General features: G+C 56.2%; 17 protein-coding genes. 6 read left to right on the top strand and 11 right to left on the bottom strand.

Features of this window, described 5'->3' with window-relative positions; genetic code table 11:
- Window positions 1–11: 11 nt before the first annotated feature.
- A complete protein-coding gene (locus FRD01_RS07820) occupies window positions 12–857 on the bottom strand; it encodes a type 2 periplasmic-binding domain-containing protein (RefSeq protein ID WP_146958836.1) in 846 nt (281 codons plus the stop codon).
- 353 nt (window positions 858–1,210) lie between these two features.
- On the opposite strand from FRD01_RS07820, the gene FRD01_RS07815 reads away from it, so the two are divergent.
- The 4 genes from FRD01_RS07815 (at window position 1,211) to FRD01_RS07800 (ending at window position 4,201) form a co-directional block, all read left to right on the top strand.
- Window positions 1,211–2,665, top strand: a complete 1,455-nt coding sequence (locus tag FRD01_RS07815) for a SulP family inorganic anion transporter (protein ID WP_146958835.1) — start codon at window positions 1,211–1,213, stop codon at window positions 2,663–2,665.
- Window positions 2,666–2,701: 36 nt separating this feature from the next.
- Complete coding sequence (locus FRD01_RS07810) at window positions 2,702–3,151, top strand: hypothetical protein (RefSeq protein WP_146958834.1); 450 nt, start codon at window positions 2,702–2,704, stop codon at window positions 3,149–3,151.
- Window positions 3,152–3,243: 92 nt separating this feature from the next.
- Entirely contained in the window at window positions 3,244–3,510 is a 267-nt protein-coding gene (locus tag FRD01_RS07805; RefSeq protein ID WP_146958833.1) for a hypothetical protein, read from the top strand.
- 223 nt (window positions 3,511–3,733) lie between these two features.
- Entirely contained in the window at window positions 3,734–4,201 is a 468-nt protein-coding gene (locus tag FRD01_RS07800; RefSeq protein ID WP_146958832.1) for a hypothetical protein, read from the top strand.
- Between the two features lie 41 nt (window positions 4,202–4,242).
- Here FRD01_RS07800 and FRD01_RS24255 read toward each other — a convergent pair whose 3' ends face one another.
- Window positions 4,243–4,500 (bottom strand): helix-turn-helix transcriptional regulator, encoded by a 258-nt coding sequence (locus FRD01_RS24255; protein ID WP_249756101.1) that lies wholly within the window; start codon window positions 4,498–4,500, stop codon window positions 4,243–4,245.
- Window positions 4,501–4,583: 83 nt separating this feature from the next.
- Complete coding sequence (locus FRD01_RS07790; RefSeq protein ID WP_146958830.1) at window positions 4,584–5,360, bottom strand: Ig-like domain-containing domain; 777 nt, start codon at window positions 5,358–5,360, stop codon at window positions 4,584–4,586.
- 171 nt (window positions 5,361–5,531) lie between these two features.
- Between FRD01_RS07790 and FRD01_RS07785 the strand changes: the two genes are divergently transcribed.
- Window positions 5,532–6,020: a hypothetical protein gene (locus FRD01_RS07785; protein WP_249756100.1), complete on the top strand. Its 489-nt coding sequence runs from the start codon at window positions 5,532–5,534 to the stop codon at window positions 6,018–6,020.
- On the opposite strand, the gene FRD01_RS07780 is transcribed toward FRD01_RS07785, so the two are convergent.
- The 4 genes from FRD01_RS07780 to FRD01_RS07765 are packed head-to-tail and all read right to left on the bottom strand — an operon-like array spanning window position 6,017 to window position 10,546.
- A complete protein-coding gene (locus FRD01_RS07780) occupies window positions 6,017–6,970 on the bottom strand; it encodes a tetratricopeptide repeat protein (protein ID WP_146958828.1) in 954 nt (317 codons plus the stop codon). The two genes, FRD01_RS07785 and FRD01_RS07780, sit on opposite strands and share 4 nt — an antisense overlap.
- A 53-nt stretch (window positions 6,971–7,023) precedes the next feature.
- Complete coding sequence (locus FRD01_RS07775) at window positions 7,024–7,911, bottom strand: sulfurtransferase (protein ID WP_146958827.1); 888 nt, start codon at window positions 7,909–7,911, stop codon at window positions 7,024–7,026.
- Window positions 7,912–7,945: 34 nt separating this feature from the next.
- The gene (locus FRD01_RS07770) at window positions 7,946–8,908 is read right to left on the bottom strand and encodes an RluA family pseudouridine synthase (protein WP_146958826.1); all 963 of its coding nucleotides are present in this window, start codon (window positions 8,906–8,908) and stop codon (window positions 7,946–7,948) included.
- A 3-nt stretch (window positions 8,909–8,911) separates the two neighbouring features.
- Window positions 8,912–10,546, bottom strand: coding sequence for a bifunctional serine/threonine-protein kinase/formylglycine-generating enzyme family protein (locus tag FRD01_RS07765; protein ID WP_146958825.1), 1,635 nt, complete (start codon window positions 10,544–10,546; stop codon window positions 8,912–8,914).
- A gap of 108 nt (window positions 10,547–10,654) precedes the next feature.
- Here FRD01_RS07765 and FRD01_RS07760 point away from each other — a divergent pair, with 108 nt between their 5' ends.
- Complete coding sequence (locus FRD01_RS07760) at window positions 10,655–11,698, top strand: Leu/Phe/Val dehydrogenase (protein ID WP_146958824.1); 1,044 nt, start codon at window positions 10,655–10,657, stop codon at window positions 11,696–11,698.
- Here the strand turns inward: FRD01_RS07760 and FRD01_RS07755 are convergent.
- The 4 genes from FRD01_RS07755 to FRD01_RS07740 are packed head-to-tail and all read right to left on the bottom strand — an operon-like array spanning window position 11,689 to window position 16,892.
- Window positions 11,689–13,269, bottom strand: coding sequence for a DUF1302 family protein (locus FRD01_RS07755; protein WP_146958823.1), 1,581 nt, complete (start codon window positions 13,267–13,269; stop codon window positions 11,689–11,691). The two genes, FRD01_RS07760 and FRD01_RS07755, sit on opposite strands and share 10 nt — an antisense overlap.
- Entirely contained in the window at window positions 13,266–14,024 is a 759-nt protein-coding gene (locus FRD01_RS07750; protein WP_146958822.1) for an outer membrane lipoprotein-sorting protein, read from the bottom strand. Before FRD01_RS07750 ends, FRD01_RS07755 begins: the two co-directional genes overlap by 4 nt.
- Before the next feature lie 15 nt (window positions 14,025–14,039).
- Window positions 14,040–14,963, bottom strand: coding sequence for a cysteine synthase A (gene cysK / locus FRD01_RS07745; protein WP_146958821.1), 924 nt, complete (start codon window positions 14,961–14,963; stop codon window positions 14,040–14,042).
- A 3-nt stretch (window positions 14,964–14,966) separates the two neighbouring features.
- The gene (locus FRD01_RS07740; RefSeq protein WP_146958820.1) at window positions 14,967–16,892 is read right to left on the bottom strand and encodes a bifunctional homocysteine S-methyltransferase/methylenetetrahydrofolate reductase; all 1,926 of its coding nucleotides are present in this window, start codon (window positions 16,890–16,892) and stop codon (window positions 14,967–14,969) included.
- Window positions 16,893–16,953: the final 61 nt, after the last annotated feature.

Raw genomic sequence — 16,953 nt, 5'->3', positions numbered from 1 at the left:
CCACGGCCGTCCTAAGGGATCAATCCGCCCTCGACCACTAAGGCTTCAGCCTCAGCGTCCGACGACACGAGCTCGGCGTCCTTTAAGATGCCCAAGACGGCGTCGAGGATTGATTCTTTCACGCCAAAGCTCACGCTCCACCGGGTGCCGCTCATCCATTCGGCCACGTCTTCGGTTTCAAGCCCAAAACGTTCGGCAATCCAATTGTGATTCGCTGGGGAGTCTTCAAAGCTCAGAACTTCGTCACGAAGCTCGTCGATCCAGCTTCGAATCTCGGCTTGGTGGGCATCCCAGACCGAGTTTCGAACCGCAATCGCGAAAGCAGGCCAAGGCGTCACCCACTCCCCGATTCTCTCCCACTCCCCTGAATCAACCAGGGGTTTGGTGGTAAACTTTTCCCAGAGGAAGACGTCCGCGCTTCCGTTTGAGAGGGCTAGCCGAGCGCCGTCCAGGTCTTGAACGACCACGCACGCGGGCTCGTGCCAGCCGCGCGCCTTCGCCTCGACCATGGCCATCAAATGGGAGCCGGAGCCGAGCCTCGAAATCGCAAAATTCGCGTCCTCGAGCTTTTCCTCTGACCAATCCTTGCCAGCTGCAACATGGACACCCCAGGTCAACGGAGACTCGGTGAACATGCTCACGAGGCGAAAATCACCGCCCTCTGCGATAGACCGAACCAAGCCCTCCGTAAGTGCGATGGCAATATCGATCTCGCCGAGCTCCAGCGCACGCGACATGGCGCCGGTGCCGCCCGGAAACTCCTGAAATGACATTCCCCGGGGCTCCCACTTGGACGCCATGCCCTGGTAGACCGGAGCATTGACGTTTTCTGGAACCCCACCAACTTTAAACTTCATAGCAAACCTGCGACTTGGGACGTCCAACAACTCTGCTCTCATACAACACTTGTTTCGTCCTGCCGACACTCTTCAGTACCGTGTCGGGTCAACTCGAGCCAACTGCCTCTTAGTTAAGAGGAAAATGACGCGCTGCGGCAAAGTCCGCTCGACCTTTATTTGTGAGGGGAACGAAAGGGCTTGAGTTTATCTCTTAGGTGTCATAGACGGCCCGCCCTGCCTCTGTTCATCCCTAGTTGAGTAACGCAGTAAAACTTGATGTGGCCCACAGGCATTCGGCGATGTGCCGAGTTTTTGTATGGCATGGTTCTGCCTTCAGCAGTGGCAGGTTCTTCGTAGTACCAGTTGGATTTATGCTTAACGTGTTGGAAAAATTTAAAAATGTGTGGTTATCGAACCCTCGAGGTGACATCCTAGCGGGAATGACTGTCGCCCTGGCTCTGATCCCGGAGGCCGTAGCGTTTTCGATCATCGCGGGCGTTGACCCGATGGTCGGCTTGTACGCGTCGTTCTGTATCGCCGTGACCATCGCTTTTGTGGGAGGGCGCCCTGCGATGATCTCGGCGGCGACCGGCGCGATGGCACTCCTGATGATTACTCTGGTGGCCGACCACGGCCTTCAGTATCTGCTTGCCGCTACGATACTGACAGGAGTCATTCAGTTTCTATTCGGGGTCGCAAAGATTGGCAGATTCATTACCTTCATCCCTCATCCCGTCATTGTTGGATTCGTCAACGCCCTCGCTATTCTGATTTTCATGGCGCAGCTTCCGCACTTCACCGGAGCAGGCTGGGCCATGTATGCCATGGTCGCGGGAACGCTCGCTGTGATTTATGGGCTTCCATATTTGACCAAGATCGTTCCATCCGCGCTCGTGGCCATCGTGGTGATGACGGCCGTGGCAGTGTTTGGAAATGTGGGTCTGAGTACTGTTGGAGACATGGGCCGAATGACGTCGACGCTACCGATGTTCGCGTTGCCGAGCATCGACCTCACGTGGGAGACGCTCGTAATCATTTTCCCGTACTCGTTCGGACTTGCGATGGTTGGCATGCTTGAGTCCCTCTTGACGGCCAAAATCGTTGATGATGCTACCGAAACCAAGAGTGATAAGAACAAGGAATTGCGGGGTCAGGGAATCGCCAATGTCATCGCGGGTTGTTTTGGTGGAATGGCAGGTTGTGCGATGATCGGTCAATCCGTGATCAACGTGAAGAGTGGCGCGACGGGGCGGCTTTCTTCACTTGTTGCGGGCGTCTTCTTGCTCTTTTTGATCGTGGTTTTGGGCGATGTCGTAGCCCGGATTCCTATGGCTGCGTTGGTTGGTGTCATGATCATGGTGTCCATCGGAACCTTTGATTGGGGGTCGATTCGCCAACTACACAAGGTCCCCTTTGGGGACACGGCTGTGATGCTGAGCACGGTTGGAGTGGTTGTATACTCTCACGACCTAGCGCTTGGCGTTTCTGTTGGTGTCATCATGAGCGCTCTAATCTTCGGCTGGAAAATCGCACAGCTGAATGCTGACGAATTTTTGGAAGAAGGCGGCAAACGTTATGCCGTCAAGGGGCCCATGTTTTTCGGGACATCCACCCATTTCAGCGACCTCTTCGACGTCACCAAAGACCCAGAACACGTGGTCGTTGATTTCTCGGGCTCCCACGTATGGGACCAATCTGGCGTGGCTGCCATCGCAAGCCTTGTGGAGCGCTACGGGCGCCACCACAAGCAGGTCTCCATCATTGGCCTAAATAGCGAGAGCGAGCGGCTGGTTCAGCGAATCGGCTTGCGCCCAGCTAGCCACTAGTGTTTGGCTCTGTCCTGCGGCACTTGAGGTGGTGAGATGATGAATCAAATGATGCAGTTGAGCGATTCGGGTTTGGTGGGTAACGGAGAGTATATTCTCTACTTCCGTTCCGATGAGTTGGGAGAGGTCGCTATTAGGCTGATGATGTTAGTATGGGAGATTGTTCCCGCCGTCGTCTTTCTAACGGGTACTGAAATCGTCACTCTTAAGGTCCTACACGGTGAAGATAGGGTCTCGAAGGGTACGGTTACACGTGTCAATAACAAGCTGGAGTTTCTTCTTGGGATCAATCAAATCGAGTGCCTTCTCGGCGTTGTGTTGCGTGCACTTGCAAGTGGTGGCGTTGCCGAAACACCTCACATTCACATTGAGGCGTTATTGAGCGATACTCCATATGACCTCACCGTTTTCTTCGAACATGTCCAACCTCCCTTGTCGCAGGAGGAAGTCGAAAAGGCTGCTAAGTCGTTGAATCGAAAACTCTAGCGAAAGCGTTTGGTGGGAGATTACGGCCTCGGCGTTGCGGCTTGTGAGCGACGAGTCGTTCGCAATTTGAAATCATTCCAGGAGGCAGATAGATGGATGAAGTTATCCCAAATCTCTATGATCGTGTGCGTCAAGCAGTTCACAAAGAGTGGGACCCAATTGGCGTTTCAGCCTTTACGGACGAGATGGGTGAGTACGACGGTTACATACCCGCACTGTGTAGGCTATTGGAAGAGAAGCCGAGTCTTGACCAGATAATTGCCTACCTATGGGAGGTGGAAACGGAATCAATAGGCTTGAGCGGAGATCTCGATTCCACCGAAGAATTCGCGAAAATTCTGTACAATCTTGTGTGGTAGACAGGGTGACTCAGAGGAAACATAAGTTTAGTAGTCAATGTCTCAGGAACGCATCTTGCCGTGCACCCGTCGACTGCAATGGCGACCTTTGGAGCCATCATGATCTCGCGAATCCGTGCACAGAATCCCGGCATCCGGAGCGAGTTAAGGGAAAAGGGTCAGGGTCACGTCCAAAAGTGCCGCGAAAGCCGACAGAAGGCGAGTTGCCTCGAGGATATTGAGTATGAAGATTATGGAACAGCTCTTGGAAACACTTGGAGAACATTTCAGAGGATTGGAAGGAAGAGTTGATTTTGACGACTATGTTCACCTTCACGGAACGCCGATTCAAGCCCTGCTTTATTCAGGTTTGTTCTTGCCGAAACTTGTGATGATTGACGACTGCGTGCTCCTTTCTTGGAATGTTGCTGATGAAGAAGCGGAATCTAGATTTCGAGCAGCTCTGCGTGATCCATCAAAAACTCGCGCAGAGGTCGAAGCTTCCTTCAACTTGATCGAAGTGGGATATCTCTTCAGGCCGTCTTCTCGTGTAACCACTGACGACGAAGATATCTTACTCGCTAGTCTTCTGTGCTTGTCGTGGAGGGGCTGGTTGAATACGTGTTTCCCCGAAAGAAACTTTGCGGTGGATGTGTTAACTTGCGAGATGACAGGGAGCACTGCAGGGGTGCAGTTCTATCAGGTCTGCTGAGTGCGGGATGAGCGATGGCAAACCTTTGTATTTGGTGAGACCTATGGCAGGGCAGATTTGCTAGATTTCTGATCCACGGCATCTGGGAGAATGGGCTGCTCAAAGAGGCTGCGGAGCCGAACACCCATCGCGTCCAAGACGCGGCTTGCGCGTTCGACAGTGATGCCGTGGTACTCGTTCCTCTCATCGCGGGACACCTGCGATTCGTGGACTCCGAGGCGTTGAGCCAACTCTCGCTGAGTTAGGCCGAGTGCGATTCGCAGGGCAACCAAGGTGTGACCAAGTCCGTGAAGGTTCAACAATTCACCTACATCACCTCGCTTAAGTCGCTCGTAGGTTTCGACCTCTTCTTCTAGCTGTAGGTGAAACGAGCGAAGAGGGTTTAGTGACGACGTCGCAAACCCCAAATCAGAAACAAGAAACCTAGCATGCTCGGCAAGCCGCCGACGGACTGACAGCCGGAGTCGTCCGCATCGCCTCCCAGGTTGTCCTGGTCCTCGTCGTCTGGCTCAGTGGGACCACAGATTTGGGTTGGGTCAGAAAGTAGGCCGTTCTCGATGGTGTACACGTCAAAACATGACCCGCCGTAACCCTCCCAGCTCGGCGCGCCACAGTTTCCGGGCCAGAGTTGGTGGAACTCAGGGTGTCCATCCACATTCGCAATGTAGAAGTCTCCTTCGCCCTCTACGTCGAATGTGAGGAAGTCCGGATCTTCCGAATCCGCACAGCCGGTTCTCTTGGCGAGGTTGCGACAGTCTTCGTCAGGAACGAGTGAAGCATCAAATTCACCATAGCCATGGACGACGGGTGCGGAAGGAGCATCCACCACTTCTGTGCCGGATTGAAAACTAACGTCTTGAAATACTGGCTCTTGGCCATCAGAGTCCAATTCGAAAACCAGGGTGTAGGCTGTGCTGGGAGCCAAGTTTGTGGACGCCGTCCAGATGTTGCCGGTCTCACGTGTTAAAGGGTCACCGTTGAGGGTTGCCGATAACGCAGGTAAGGGGGTGAAGACGATAAATTTGGCATTGAGCGGTACATTGGTCCCGCCATCTGCGGGATACGTTCCGAGCACGATGGCATCCGGTACGAGGCAGTTCGCATAAGCTGTTGCCGACGTAAACATCAAGGAGAAGAACACCACCATCCACTTCAACATAGAAACTCCCAAAAATTAATGACTACTGGACCGTAGCCAATCACCAAATTCGTTACAAATTTGGTGCGCCGACGCCCAGAATGAACACGCCCCCGATTCAGTCTTGACTTACACGCCGACATTCTACATATGTTGCCGCCACTTCACCTTGAAATACGCTGGAGAAAGACCATGGCCAACGACGAAATCGAAGAACCGGAAGAGAGCTTTGAGGAGTTCGAGGACGATTTTGATGATGATGCAGACCTCGAAGCCGACCTTGATGATGATGTGGATCTCGACGACTCCGACGTAGACGAGAAGTCGAGCAAAGAAGAGCCGCTTGAAGTTGGGTTCGATGAAAAGACCTACGAGCAAGCTCTTCGCGCTAACCCAAAGCGTCTCGCGATGGTGCAGAAACGTGCGGGTGTGATCGAGACCATTCTCGACCGCGCCGAGCTCGACTCAGCAGACGGCATCAAGAAGGCTTGGGAGACGCTCAACAAAGAGATCGACACCAAATTCCCAAAACCTTATGCCATCTCGGACCAGTACGAAGCCAACCAAGTGGTGGCTCATCCGTCCTTCGGCATCGGTTTTGTGAACGCGATTCTCACCCCAACGAAAGTTGAAATCATTTTTGAGAGCGGCATCAAACGTCTAGTTTGCAACAAAAACTAGTTCGTCTTCTCAAACGCGGCACGCACGGCGTCTTGCTGACGCATCACAAGCGTGGCGCTAACCTCACCTCGAACCATCGAGATATCTTTGACCTCCACCGCCGGGAGGTCTTTTTCTTGCCATTCTCCAGCATCTTTGAAGTCCACGCCGGTCAATTCCGCCATCAAGGCTACGCGCGCCGCCCCTAGTTTCTCGTTTAGAGAGTCCTGAGCGGTCTTTAAGTGTTCGTCGTTTCGTGGGTTTAGTTTGCGGTCCACTTCGGCCCTCAGCCTTTGGCTCAAGGTCTTACGGGCCGCGTCCCAGCGTTGAGAGCTCGCCCATTCCTCTTCTTTGCCCTTGATATGGGCGTCAACCGTCTCGGTGAAAACCTCGAGCTTGAGGTTTCGTGCGCGCTGTTGAGCGTCTGCGCGCTGTGTGGGGAGGCCTGGGTACTTTGAGACTTCTTCTAAGGCCTGTGCTGCACCGGCTTTGTCGCCTTTCTCAACGAGGCGATCCGCGCGCTCCAAGTAGAATTCTACGAGGAGTGTATTCAGGCGATTGGACCGCGGATTGTGGTCCAGACCACGTTTGGTGATCTCTTCAAAACGCGCCGGATCTTGAGTTGGATCGAGCGTGTCCACCCATTCGGAATAAATATCTGTGAGTTGCTGGTCAACGCGCTTTCGAAACGTCTTGGCTTCTGGGGATTGGTCCTCTTTGGATTCTTCTAAGAGCGTCTGTAGCTGCTCTTCGGCCAGATGGTAGTCTTTGTTGAGGCGATGAACTTCCGCCATCATACGTCTGGCTTCTACGTTTTTGGGGTCGGTCTTGAGGACTTTCTCGAACGAGGTCTTGGCGAGATTTGGGTTTCCGCCGAGGACGGCAGCCATGCCTTCGCGCATCGGGTCTTCCTTGCACGCGAAACTCCCCAAAATCAAAAGCGCCAGAAGGGCTGTGAGCCGTTTGCGCATGCCAGAACTCCCAATCGTTGACCTAAAGGTCTAACCCGGGAGTTGGACCTTGTCTAATTTTGCGCAGATTGCAGAGGGAACTCTTCGGCAGGCATCGAGGCCCAGTGCCACATGGAGCCTGGGTAGTTCGATGCCTTGAACTTATAATGCTGAAGCACCGCGACGAGCCATGCCGAGCGGATGCCGCCGGTGCAGTAGGCGATGACGGGTGTGGTGGTGGTGATTCCAAGGGCATCGAGCTTTTTCTCGATTTCTTCACGGGGCAGGATCATACCGTTCTTATCCATCAATTCCTTGAAATAAAGATGTTTTGCGCCCGGGACGTGCCCGCCCCGTTTCTCGCCGTAGGGCGTTTTCCCGCTAAACTCACGCCCCTCACGCGTGTCTACGAGGATGGTGCGCGCGGCCTTCATGGCTTTCTTCACGTCGTCGTGTGAGGCCACGAGGCTCGGGTCGATCTCGATAGTGAAGTTGCCGGGCTGCGGTGTGGCTGAGGTGCCCATACGGGTGCCAAACTTAGCGCGTTTCAACGCCTTGATGCCGCCGTCCACCATGGCCACGTGCTTATGACCGAGTGCTCGAAGCATCCATACGATGCGGCCTTCTTCGCCCCAGCCTTCGTTCGCATCACCAATCACCACAACCGGGATCTGATTCGATACACCGACTTTTCGGATGGCTTCCTGAAGGGCTTCCGGCTCCAAGAGCTCACCGTGTTCGGGACCGCTTGGCTTGGAGAACTGCTGCCAAGATACGCGGACCGAACCCGGAATATGTCCCATGCCAAATGCAGACGCTGAGCGCACGTCTAGGACCGTGGAGCGCGGAAGATGAGTCTTGGCCTGGCGCGGTGAGATAAACCAGGTGTCCGTGCCGATCGAAGCAAAGGCTTGGCTGGAAAAAGTCATGAGCAAGATCAGGCTAATCAAAAGTGTTTTCATACGTACCTCAGTCCCTTGGACGCGCTGCGGCTCATCATTCTTCAAATTCGTCCCAAATGCCAGGCAAAGGGGCCTCGGCAATCAGGGGTGTGTGATTGAGCGGATGTTTGAGCTCGACGCGCCATGCGTGAAGGAGGTGCCTCGGAGCACCAAGTAATGCCAGACGTTCCGAGTCTTCAGGGTTCGCCGTCACGGCCGCGAAGAACTCGTCGTCGAAGGTGTAGAGTTTATCACCGATGATCGGCGTGCCCTCAAGGGCGAGGTGTGCCCGAATCTGGTGTTGGCGGCCGGTTTCAATGCGAATCTCCAGATCTACCGCCGGCGCGCCGGCAAACAATCCGCGTCTCAAGGGCTTGATATGAGTGGTGCAGGCCAGCTCGCCGATGGTCATACGCACACCTAGGAAGCTCTCGGGGTCAAGGCCGAGTGGTGTCGTGATCTTTCGCGTGTTCCCCGGCTCCCAAATACCATCCGGGTCCCTAGCGATGGCGCGATACGTCTTTTGGATCGCGTCGTGTTTTGCAAAGGCCTTTCGGGCCAGAATCACGGTCTCTTTGTTCAGCGCACAAACCACGACGCCGCTCGTTTCGCGGTCGATTCGGTGGGCGGGTTCGGCGTCTGGAAACCCTCGTCTGACCAAGAACTCTTGAACGGTGTTAAGCCGAATCTGGCCGGCCTCGTGGACGAGCATTCCCGCCGGTTTTGAGAGTAGAACAAGGTCTTGATCCTCAAAAAGTATCTGGACCTCGTGGTCCTGCAATTCTTCAGGCGGCAGGTGCTCTCTAAGGACGATGACTTCGCCGAGACGCAGGCGCGTAGCGGGTTTGAGGGCGCGGTGAGGGCGCGCTTCGATATCTCCGAATCTGATGATTTGGTTGGCCTGAGTGCGCGAAAGCCTTGGGATTCGGTCCACAAGAAAGAAGTCGAGGCGCCATCCTTCGAAGTTTTGGTCCACCTCAAACTCGCGTACGCGAATGTTTTCAGGTTCGTTCGTCACGGTTCAATCAAAAGACCAGGCGCATCGGAAGCCGTGATTTGCACGCCGCTCGTCAGGCACGTAACGCCCGCGTGAGGCGCACCGTAGCGCTGCGGCATCGTGAACAAACGAGCCACCACGAAGCACCTTCTTTTCGCCGGCGTTGGGGCCTTTCGGGTCGGCCTCGGGCGAGAGCGGGTAGTAGTTTGAGCTGTACCAGTCTTCAACCCATTCAAAGCAATTCCCAGCCATATCGAGGCAACCGTAAGGACTTGCACCCGCAGGATGGCTCGCCACTGCGGCTCGTACATCTGAGGCAAACTGGGCGTGTTCTGGACGCGGCGCTTCATTGCCCCACGGATAGATTCGCCCGTCCTCGCCGCGCGCGGCCTTTTCCCATTCGGCCTCGGTGGCGAGCCTGCACCCACGCCATTCAGCATAGGCTTTGGCCTCATGCCAGGTCACGTGGACCACTGGCAAATCGCCGAACTCAAGAGGGTTGTGCTTGACCCAAGCCTCGGGCATCTCGAGCCCAGTCGCCTTCAGATACGAGTGAAACTGCGCAACGGTGACGGGCAGGCGGTCCATGTAGAACGCAGACACCCAGAGCGGCTTTTGCGGGAACTCCTCACCGCGCGCCGCGTCGTCTGACGGGGCTGAGCCCCTCAAGAACGGGCCTTCGGGCACGCGCACCATAGTCGCATCAGTACACGCCAGAAGGGCGGCGCGGGTCTCGGAGATGTCCAAGTAGCGCTGGTCCGGCCGCTTCGCCATCATGCGTAGAAGCGTGTCTTCGAGCGTGGAGCTCACTTCGGGCTTAAGCAGGCGAAGAATCGTCGGAGCCTCGCTCTCAATCGCCGTAATCAGCTGGGCCGGGTCGCGTACGCCATGTCCGACCGGGAGGCGGCCCGTGATCATCTCAAAAAGGAGTACGCCAAGTGAGTAGATATCGCTTCGCGAGTCGGCCTCGTCTTGAAGGAGTTCGGGGGCCATATAAGGCGTGGGATTCGTCTGTTCAGGCGGTGCAACCTTCATCCCGAGTAGGGTGCCTGTCTCTGAAGAGTCCTGACCCGCGGCGAGGTGGATGTTTCGGGCGAGTCCGAAATCAGTGATCATCAGGTGCGGAAGGCCGGTGTCTTCGTTTCTGGTGATGAAGATGCCCTTAGACGTCAGGTTTCTGTGAACTACGCCGCGCTCGTGAAGGTAATCCAAGGTGCCCAGGAGCTGCAGGCCAAACGCAATAGCCACAGGAATCGGTAAAAACTCGCGCCGCTCCAAGTAGGATTCCAAGGATTGACCTTCGGGCCTCGCCAGAACAATGGCGCCGGCCGCGGGATCTTCGATCACATCGATCACTCTGATCAGATGTGGGTGCTCAAGATCTCGAAGGATGCTCGCCTCTTTGATGAACGAGCTGCGAACCGATCGGTCCAGGGCTGCCGTTCGGCTCAGCCGCTTGATCAGTACTTCCTCGCCGGTCTCAATGTTGCGCCCGCTAAAAAGTTGGGGGTTGGATTCGAGCCCGGGGCCCACGCTCCATCTGCCTCCGAGCATATTGATGGAGGCTTCGCGCTTGCCGAGAGGAGCGGTACAGCGCCGACACGTCAACATGGTGTCAGCATTACGTGTGCCACACTTTTCACAAATTAGAGTTGCCATGAATTGGGTCCTTTTTAGGCCAAGACGAGCATAGCACCTCAACACCCGCTTGCGAATGTTGAAGCTGGCGAATATACAACCTACACCTGACACGAGCGGAGGCTTATCGTGGATATTTTCAATTATGCGGACGAGCTCAAGTACGGCTCAATTCACCTCAAAGCTGACCAAGAGACGGGGCTTCGCGCCATCGTTGCGGTCCATAACCTGAAGTTTGGTCCCGGAATCGGCGGATGCCGTTTCATCGAGTACGAAAGCAGTGACGCGGCAATTACCGACGCCATGCGCCTTGCGCGCGGGATGACCTACAAGGCCGCGATTTCCGGGCTTCCACATGGCGGCGGAAAGGCTGTGATCATGCGGCCTAAAGGCTTGACCGAGGAGGGTCGCGCTAAGCTTTTTGCACGCTATGGCGAGTTCGTAGATTCCTTGGGAGGCATCTACATCACGTGTGAAGACTCGGGTACGAGCGTCAACGATATGAATATCGTCAAACAACACACCAATCACGTGCTCGGCTACGATCCGGCGAGCGGCTCGAGTGGCGATCCTTCACCGCTGACTGCTTATGGTGTGCGTCGGGGAATCGAGGCCGCTGCGAAACATCAGTTCGGCCGCGACAATCTGGAAGGACTCAAGGTCTCGATTCAAGGTGTGGGTAGCGTTGGCTACTACCTCGCAAAAGAGCTCCACGCCCTTGGCGCCGAGCTGATCGTGACCGATATCAACCCAGCGAGTGTGAAACGTTGTGAGGACGAGTTCGGAGCCAAAGCAGTTGGCGCGGACGCGATTTACGACGTGGATTGCGATATCTTCGCACCGTGTGCGCTAGGTTCCATTCTCAACGACCAAACCATCGGCCGTCTCAAGTGTGATGTGGTCGCCGGTGCATCCAATAACCAGCTGGCCCAAGACCGTCACGGCGAGGCATTGCGGGCCCGTGGAATTCTCTACGCGCCTGATTACGCGATCAACGCTGGTGGATTGATGAACGTGGCTCAGGAGTTCGCTGGCTACGACCTCGATGCCGTTCGAGAGCGCGTTCACGGCATCTACGACACCATGCTGCATATCTTTGAGCGCGCCGCAAAAGAAGAGCTCCCAACACATCTGGTGGCGGACAAGATTGTAGAAGAAAAACTCTACAGCTGACCGCTGAGCTCAATCCCCACAAAATCATTTTGGTCCAGAATCTTGGCGTTTGAAATCGCCGAGCCTCCCCATGTTTCGAACAACATGGCGTAGGCGCGGACCTTCATGTGCTCAAGGCCTTTCCATGTGACCGAGGGCGCTAGGATGAGGTCCTCGTTGCTCGCCGTCCAGACGCTCGCGAGTTGAATCTCGAGGCTCGGAGCAGGTAGGGCCCAACCCACAAGGCTAGCCATGCCCAGCGCGCGCCGCCCCACGCCGAGGTACTCTTCGCCACCGATCGGCTCCACCACAAAGCCTTCTACCGTCAGAGTAAAGAAGTCGTCTTCGGCGTTGAGATTCTCCCATGATAGGCCCAGCGCGCCCGAGATGGTTGGTTTGCGCTCGGTGCTTAAGTCCTGGCGTACATAGGTCTTCTCGGGCTGGAAGGCGACGTCGGCTCTGACGCCAATTGGGCCGACGTAGCGAGAGACTTCAGCGCTCATCGTCATCAGGCGTTCGTGATAGATTTCAAGCGCACTTTCGCCGTTTTGAAGCGATTCAGAAAGCGTGTTGAATTGGCCGATCAATTCGGGGTTTCTTCCGACCAGCTCCAGAAAGTTGAAGTCGTTGAGGAAGGCCTCGTCAGACGCCACAGTCTCCAATATCCCTCTGAACTCCGAATTGATCTGAAGCGAAGGCGTCCTGTCCCAGCCGTAGTACCAGCCGAGGGCGAGGTCCGTGTTGGCGAGCGTGGTGGTGCTTCGAAAGCCAAAGCTGACGTTTTCAGGCGTTTCGTCGGGCACTCGGGTCGCGCTGAGCGCTGGTTGCACGTCGTCCTGAATGCTCGGGTCGAGTAGGCGATTTGCGATCTTGGAGATTGGAAGTGACTCAGCAGCCGGGTTCTGAGGGCTCCAGAGCGCCGTGTCGCGGCCGAAGGTCCACGTGCGGTTACCGACGAAGAAGGGGACCAAAACGCCAGTGAGTCGCCAATTAGAGCCTCCTGTGCCTATTTCTGCTGCTGGTTGGGCGACTCGTGTTAGCGCGCCCGCGCCAAGATCCGTGAGGTCCACCGGGTTGATGACGTCGGAGGGCCGCGTGATGTCGGTACTTCCCCAACGCGTGACAAGATTGCCAGCGCGGATACTCCACGAGTCCCGGCGCCACGCGACGTATGCCTCACCGAGCCGCACGTCAGCCGCATAGCGGCTGGGTTGGTCTTGTCCCCATGCGCCCCAATGCTCGAGTTCAAGGTCCACAAACGCGCGCAACGAGGGCGAGATCTCTGAGTCGAGCCGTAGCCCCAACTCCGCGATATGTTCCACGTGGTCCTCGTCGTCCTGCCATTGCGTGTCTATCTGCGAGCGTGAAGCCCACGAGAGTACGAGGTAGGTGTTGGAGGGCGGGGCGGGTTCAGCGGGCTCGGGCTCGGTAGTGGGAGCGCCGGTGCTTCCGGGATTTTCTGGGTCGAAGATGGTCTCTTCTTCGTCGGGTGCCGAGGGGTTTTCGGGGTCAAAGATCAATTCTTCGGCCGCCAGACTTTGGGCCTGCGCCATGAAGACGAGCATCGAGGCGAAGAGCGTGAGTCGCGTCATTTACCCAACTGATCTTTGGAGAACACAGACTCCGGAATCTCAGCTTCCGAAAGCGCCGAAATGATGATGGTCGTGTGACCGCCGCCTTCGGGGCGAAGCGTCATTTGTTTTGCGTAGGTTTGGCCCTTCTCGGTCTTGTCTAGCTTCTCGATGAAGAGCGTTTTCGCAACCTTAGAGTCTTTGCCAAAAAACCGAATTCTGAGCGGTATATGGTCGGATTGACGGATGTAGGACACGGTCTTGGAGTACTCGGACGTCTTGTCTTTTGGGGCCGATTCGATCACGAACACCGGCGTGTTGCCGATCTTCTCGTCCTCGAGTCGTTTGTGTGTGGCCTCTTTGAGGTCCCGAGATTCGAAGTCGGCATAAGTAAAATGGGAGCCCAAGAATGAGCCGTTCTTCTGATTTCCCTCGATGCGGCGAGTAACTTTGAACGCCGGCATGTACATCCAGACGTCGTTTTCACCGCTTCCTTCGGCAAAGAGAAATGACTGTCCAAACACTTCTTTGGGCGCTGTCAGCTTGACCAGGGTGTGGGTGCGCTCCGAGATTTTTCGCGACCGAACTTCGAGGCGTCGCTCGATTTTGACGCCTTTGGAATCCTCGATGTTGAGCTCCAGGTTGGCCATTCCGCTTTGGAAACCCATCGCGTTTCGGTCCAAGGCTTTGTCGATGATATCTTCCGCGCTCTCCTGAGCACTGACTGTGGTGGAGAGGAGAAGAAAGCAAAGGGTCATGAAGGGTGCTAGTCGCATTTCAACGTCTCGTGGTCAGTGGTCGCGAAAGAGTGGGGTCGAGAGATATCTCTCGCCCGAGTCGCATAATAGAGTGACTACGTTCTTGCCGCGGTATTCATTCCGAGAGGCAACTTTTAGGGCTCCGCACACGTTTGCGCCGGCGCTAATTCCCACGAAGATGCCTTCCTCCGCCGCGAGTCGGCGGGTCATTTCCATGGCCTCGTCGTCGGACACGGTAATCACCTCGTCGATGACGTCACGGTCGAGGTTTTTAGGCACGAAGCCGGCACCGATCCCTTGGATTCGATGCGGACCTGGCTCTCCTCCGGAAAGTACGGCCGAGCCCTCGGGTTCGATGGCGATGGCCTTGAACTCCGGGTTGCGCGCTTTGAAATAGCGCGAGATTCCCGTGATTGTCCCGCCGGTTCCAACGCCGGTCACAATCGCATGGACCTCACCGGCCGTAGCGTTCCAGATTTCTGGCCCGGTGGTTTCCTCGTGAATTCTTGGGTTTGCGGGGTTTTCAAACTGTTGAAGAATGATCGATTCTGCGATTTCTGCCGAAAGTTCCTGGGCTTTTTCTACCGAGCCCTGCATTCCAAGGCCACCCGGCGTCAGCACCAACTCGGCGCCCAACGCCTTGAGCAATGAGCGCCGCTCAAGGCTCATGGTGTCCGGCATGGTGAGCATGAGTTTATAGCCGCGCGCCGCGCAAATATAGGCGAGCGCGATGCCAGTATTCCCACTGGTGGGCTCGATAACCGTGACGCCCGGTTTGAGCACGCCGCGCGCCTCGGCGTCCTCGACCATCGCCTTGCCGATTCGGTCCTTGACCGAACTGAGCGGATTAAAAAATTCGGCTTTACACAGAATCTGAGCCCCAGAGTCATGCCCGATACGCTTAAGCACTAAAAGTGGTGTCTGACCGACCAGATCAACGATCGAGGGTAGTTTCATCCATCACCTCTGGGCGGCTTCGCTGGCTTGGGGTGCGGCGTCCACCGAGTAACCTGGGATATCGCTCAAGACTTCGACGGCGGTGTGGTAGCGACCAAAGGGCGGCATGATATATGCCCCGACCACGCGGTCCACCACGGCGTTGAGTGTCTCTTTGGCGATTCTTACGCCCTCTTGAGCAGCGTCCTCGCCCGCATCCTTCATGCGTTTGCGAACATCGTCCGGGACCGACATCCCTGGGACCTCATTGTGCAAGAATTCAGCGTTTCGGTAGCTCGCGAGCGGTAGAATTCCTACCAAGACGGGCAGTCCGAGATGCTCGATATCGCTGAGGAACTTGTCCAACACAGCTGGGTCGTAGACCGGTTGCGTCATCACAAACGATGCACCCGCGGCCTTCTTCTCCTCGAGGCGTCTAAGTTCGCGTTCGTAGTCGGCAGCGGCCGGCTCAGCCCCGCACGCACAAAAGAATTGCGTGGTGGCACCTACGTCTCGGCCAGCTGGATCGATGCCTCGATTGAAGTTGTTGATCATCTTCAGGATGCCGATGCTATCGAGGTCAAAAACTGCGGTCGCATGTGGATAATCACCAACTTTTGGCGGGTCGCCCGTGACGACCACCAGATTGTTCAGGCCAAGCGCGTGGTAGGCGAGCACGTCGGACTGAAGCCCAAGCAGGTTGCGGTCGCGCCCACAGAGGTGAACGATCACCTCCATGTCGAGCTCACGCTGCACCATGGAGGCCATGGCCCAGTTCGCCATGCGGACCGATGCGCGTGGGCCATCAGCAATATTGATCACGTCGATGCCGTGGCGCTGAAGCATTTTTGCGGCGTTGATCGACTTCGATGGGTCGAGGCCCGCGGGAGGATTGACCTCAACGCTGACCACAAAATTCTCTCGGTTGACCGGTGCACTTCCCTGACAAATCCGATCTCGCCACACACGCTGCAGCTTTGCGGCAAGCCCCGAACGCTCTGCCAGAGGCACCTCGGCGAGCCCCGCGACCTGGGCGGACTCAACCACTGAGAGTCTAGCTTTGGGCTTCGTGGACCGACCTCCGCCCATCATGCGAGCGGCAGCGCTAATGCCCTGGATATGCTCGGGCCCCGTTCCGCAGCAGCCACCCACGATGGCGATTCCAGCTTTGAAAAAGCGACGTGCGTACACACCAAAGTACTCGGGCGTGGCCATGTAGATTAGACGTTCGTCCACTTTTCTGGGGTATCCAGCGTTTGGCATGGCACATACCGGAACGCCGTGATTGACCATCTCTTCAACCACGTCGAAGACCACGTGGGGACCCTCGAGGCAGTTCGCCCCAATCACGTCTGCGCCCCATTCCACAAGGAGCCGGGCCACTCGCTCAGGAGTTGCGCCATCGCCAGTGCGGTGTTCGCTATCAAAGGCCATCAGGGCTACGATAGGGAGTTCACATACGGACTTGATGGCCTCGATGGCGATTCGGATTTCGCTCAAAAGCCTGAATGTTTCTAGCGCAATCAGGTCCACGCCTGTTTCGGCCAGGATTAATGCTTGTTCGGCGTACGCCGCCCGAATCTCCTGCAGCTCCGAATCGCTCATCATGGTCGGAATCTGGCCCGTGGGGCCGATAGAGCCAGCTACGAAGCACTCCTCAGGGCACACCGCGCGCGCGAGCTCAACGCCTGCGCGATTGATGTCCCGAACCTTGTCCTCAAGACCGTGTCTCTTCAATTTGATACGGTTTGCCGCGAAGGTGTTGGTGGAGATGATATCGGCTCCCGCCCTCACGTAATCCGCATGAATAGCCTGCACCAGAGCGGGGTTCGACAAGTTTGCGTCATCAAAAGACTTATTGATGAAAATGCCTCGCTCGTAGAGCTGTGTTCCCATGGCGCCGTCAAAAACGAGAGGGCCTTCTTTGAGTCTATCCAGAAATGAAGTCATTGGTGGTACCGGTCGGGGCGCATCGGCGCGCCAAAAGTTGCGCGGACGCTACCATGAATCT

The sequence above is a fragment of the Microvenator marinus genome, from assembly GCF_007993755.1.
Classification (GTDB): domain Bacteria; phylum Myxococcota_A; class Bradymonadia; order Bradymonadales; family Bradymonadaceae; genus Allomicrovenator; species Allomicrovenator marinus.
The sequence above is the reverse complement of the archived record's forward strand: the minus strand, read 5'-3'. Positions and strand labels throughout refer to the sequence as shown.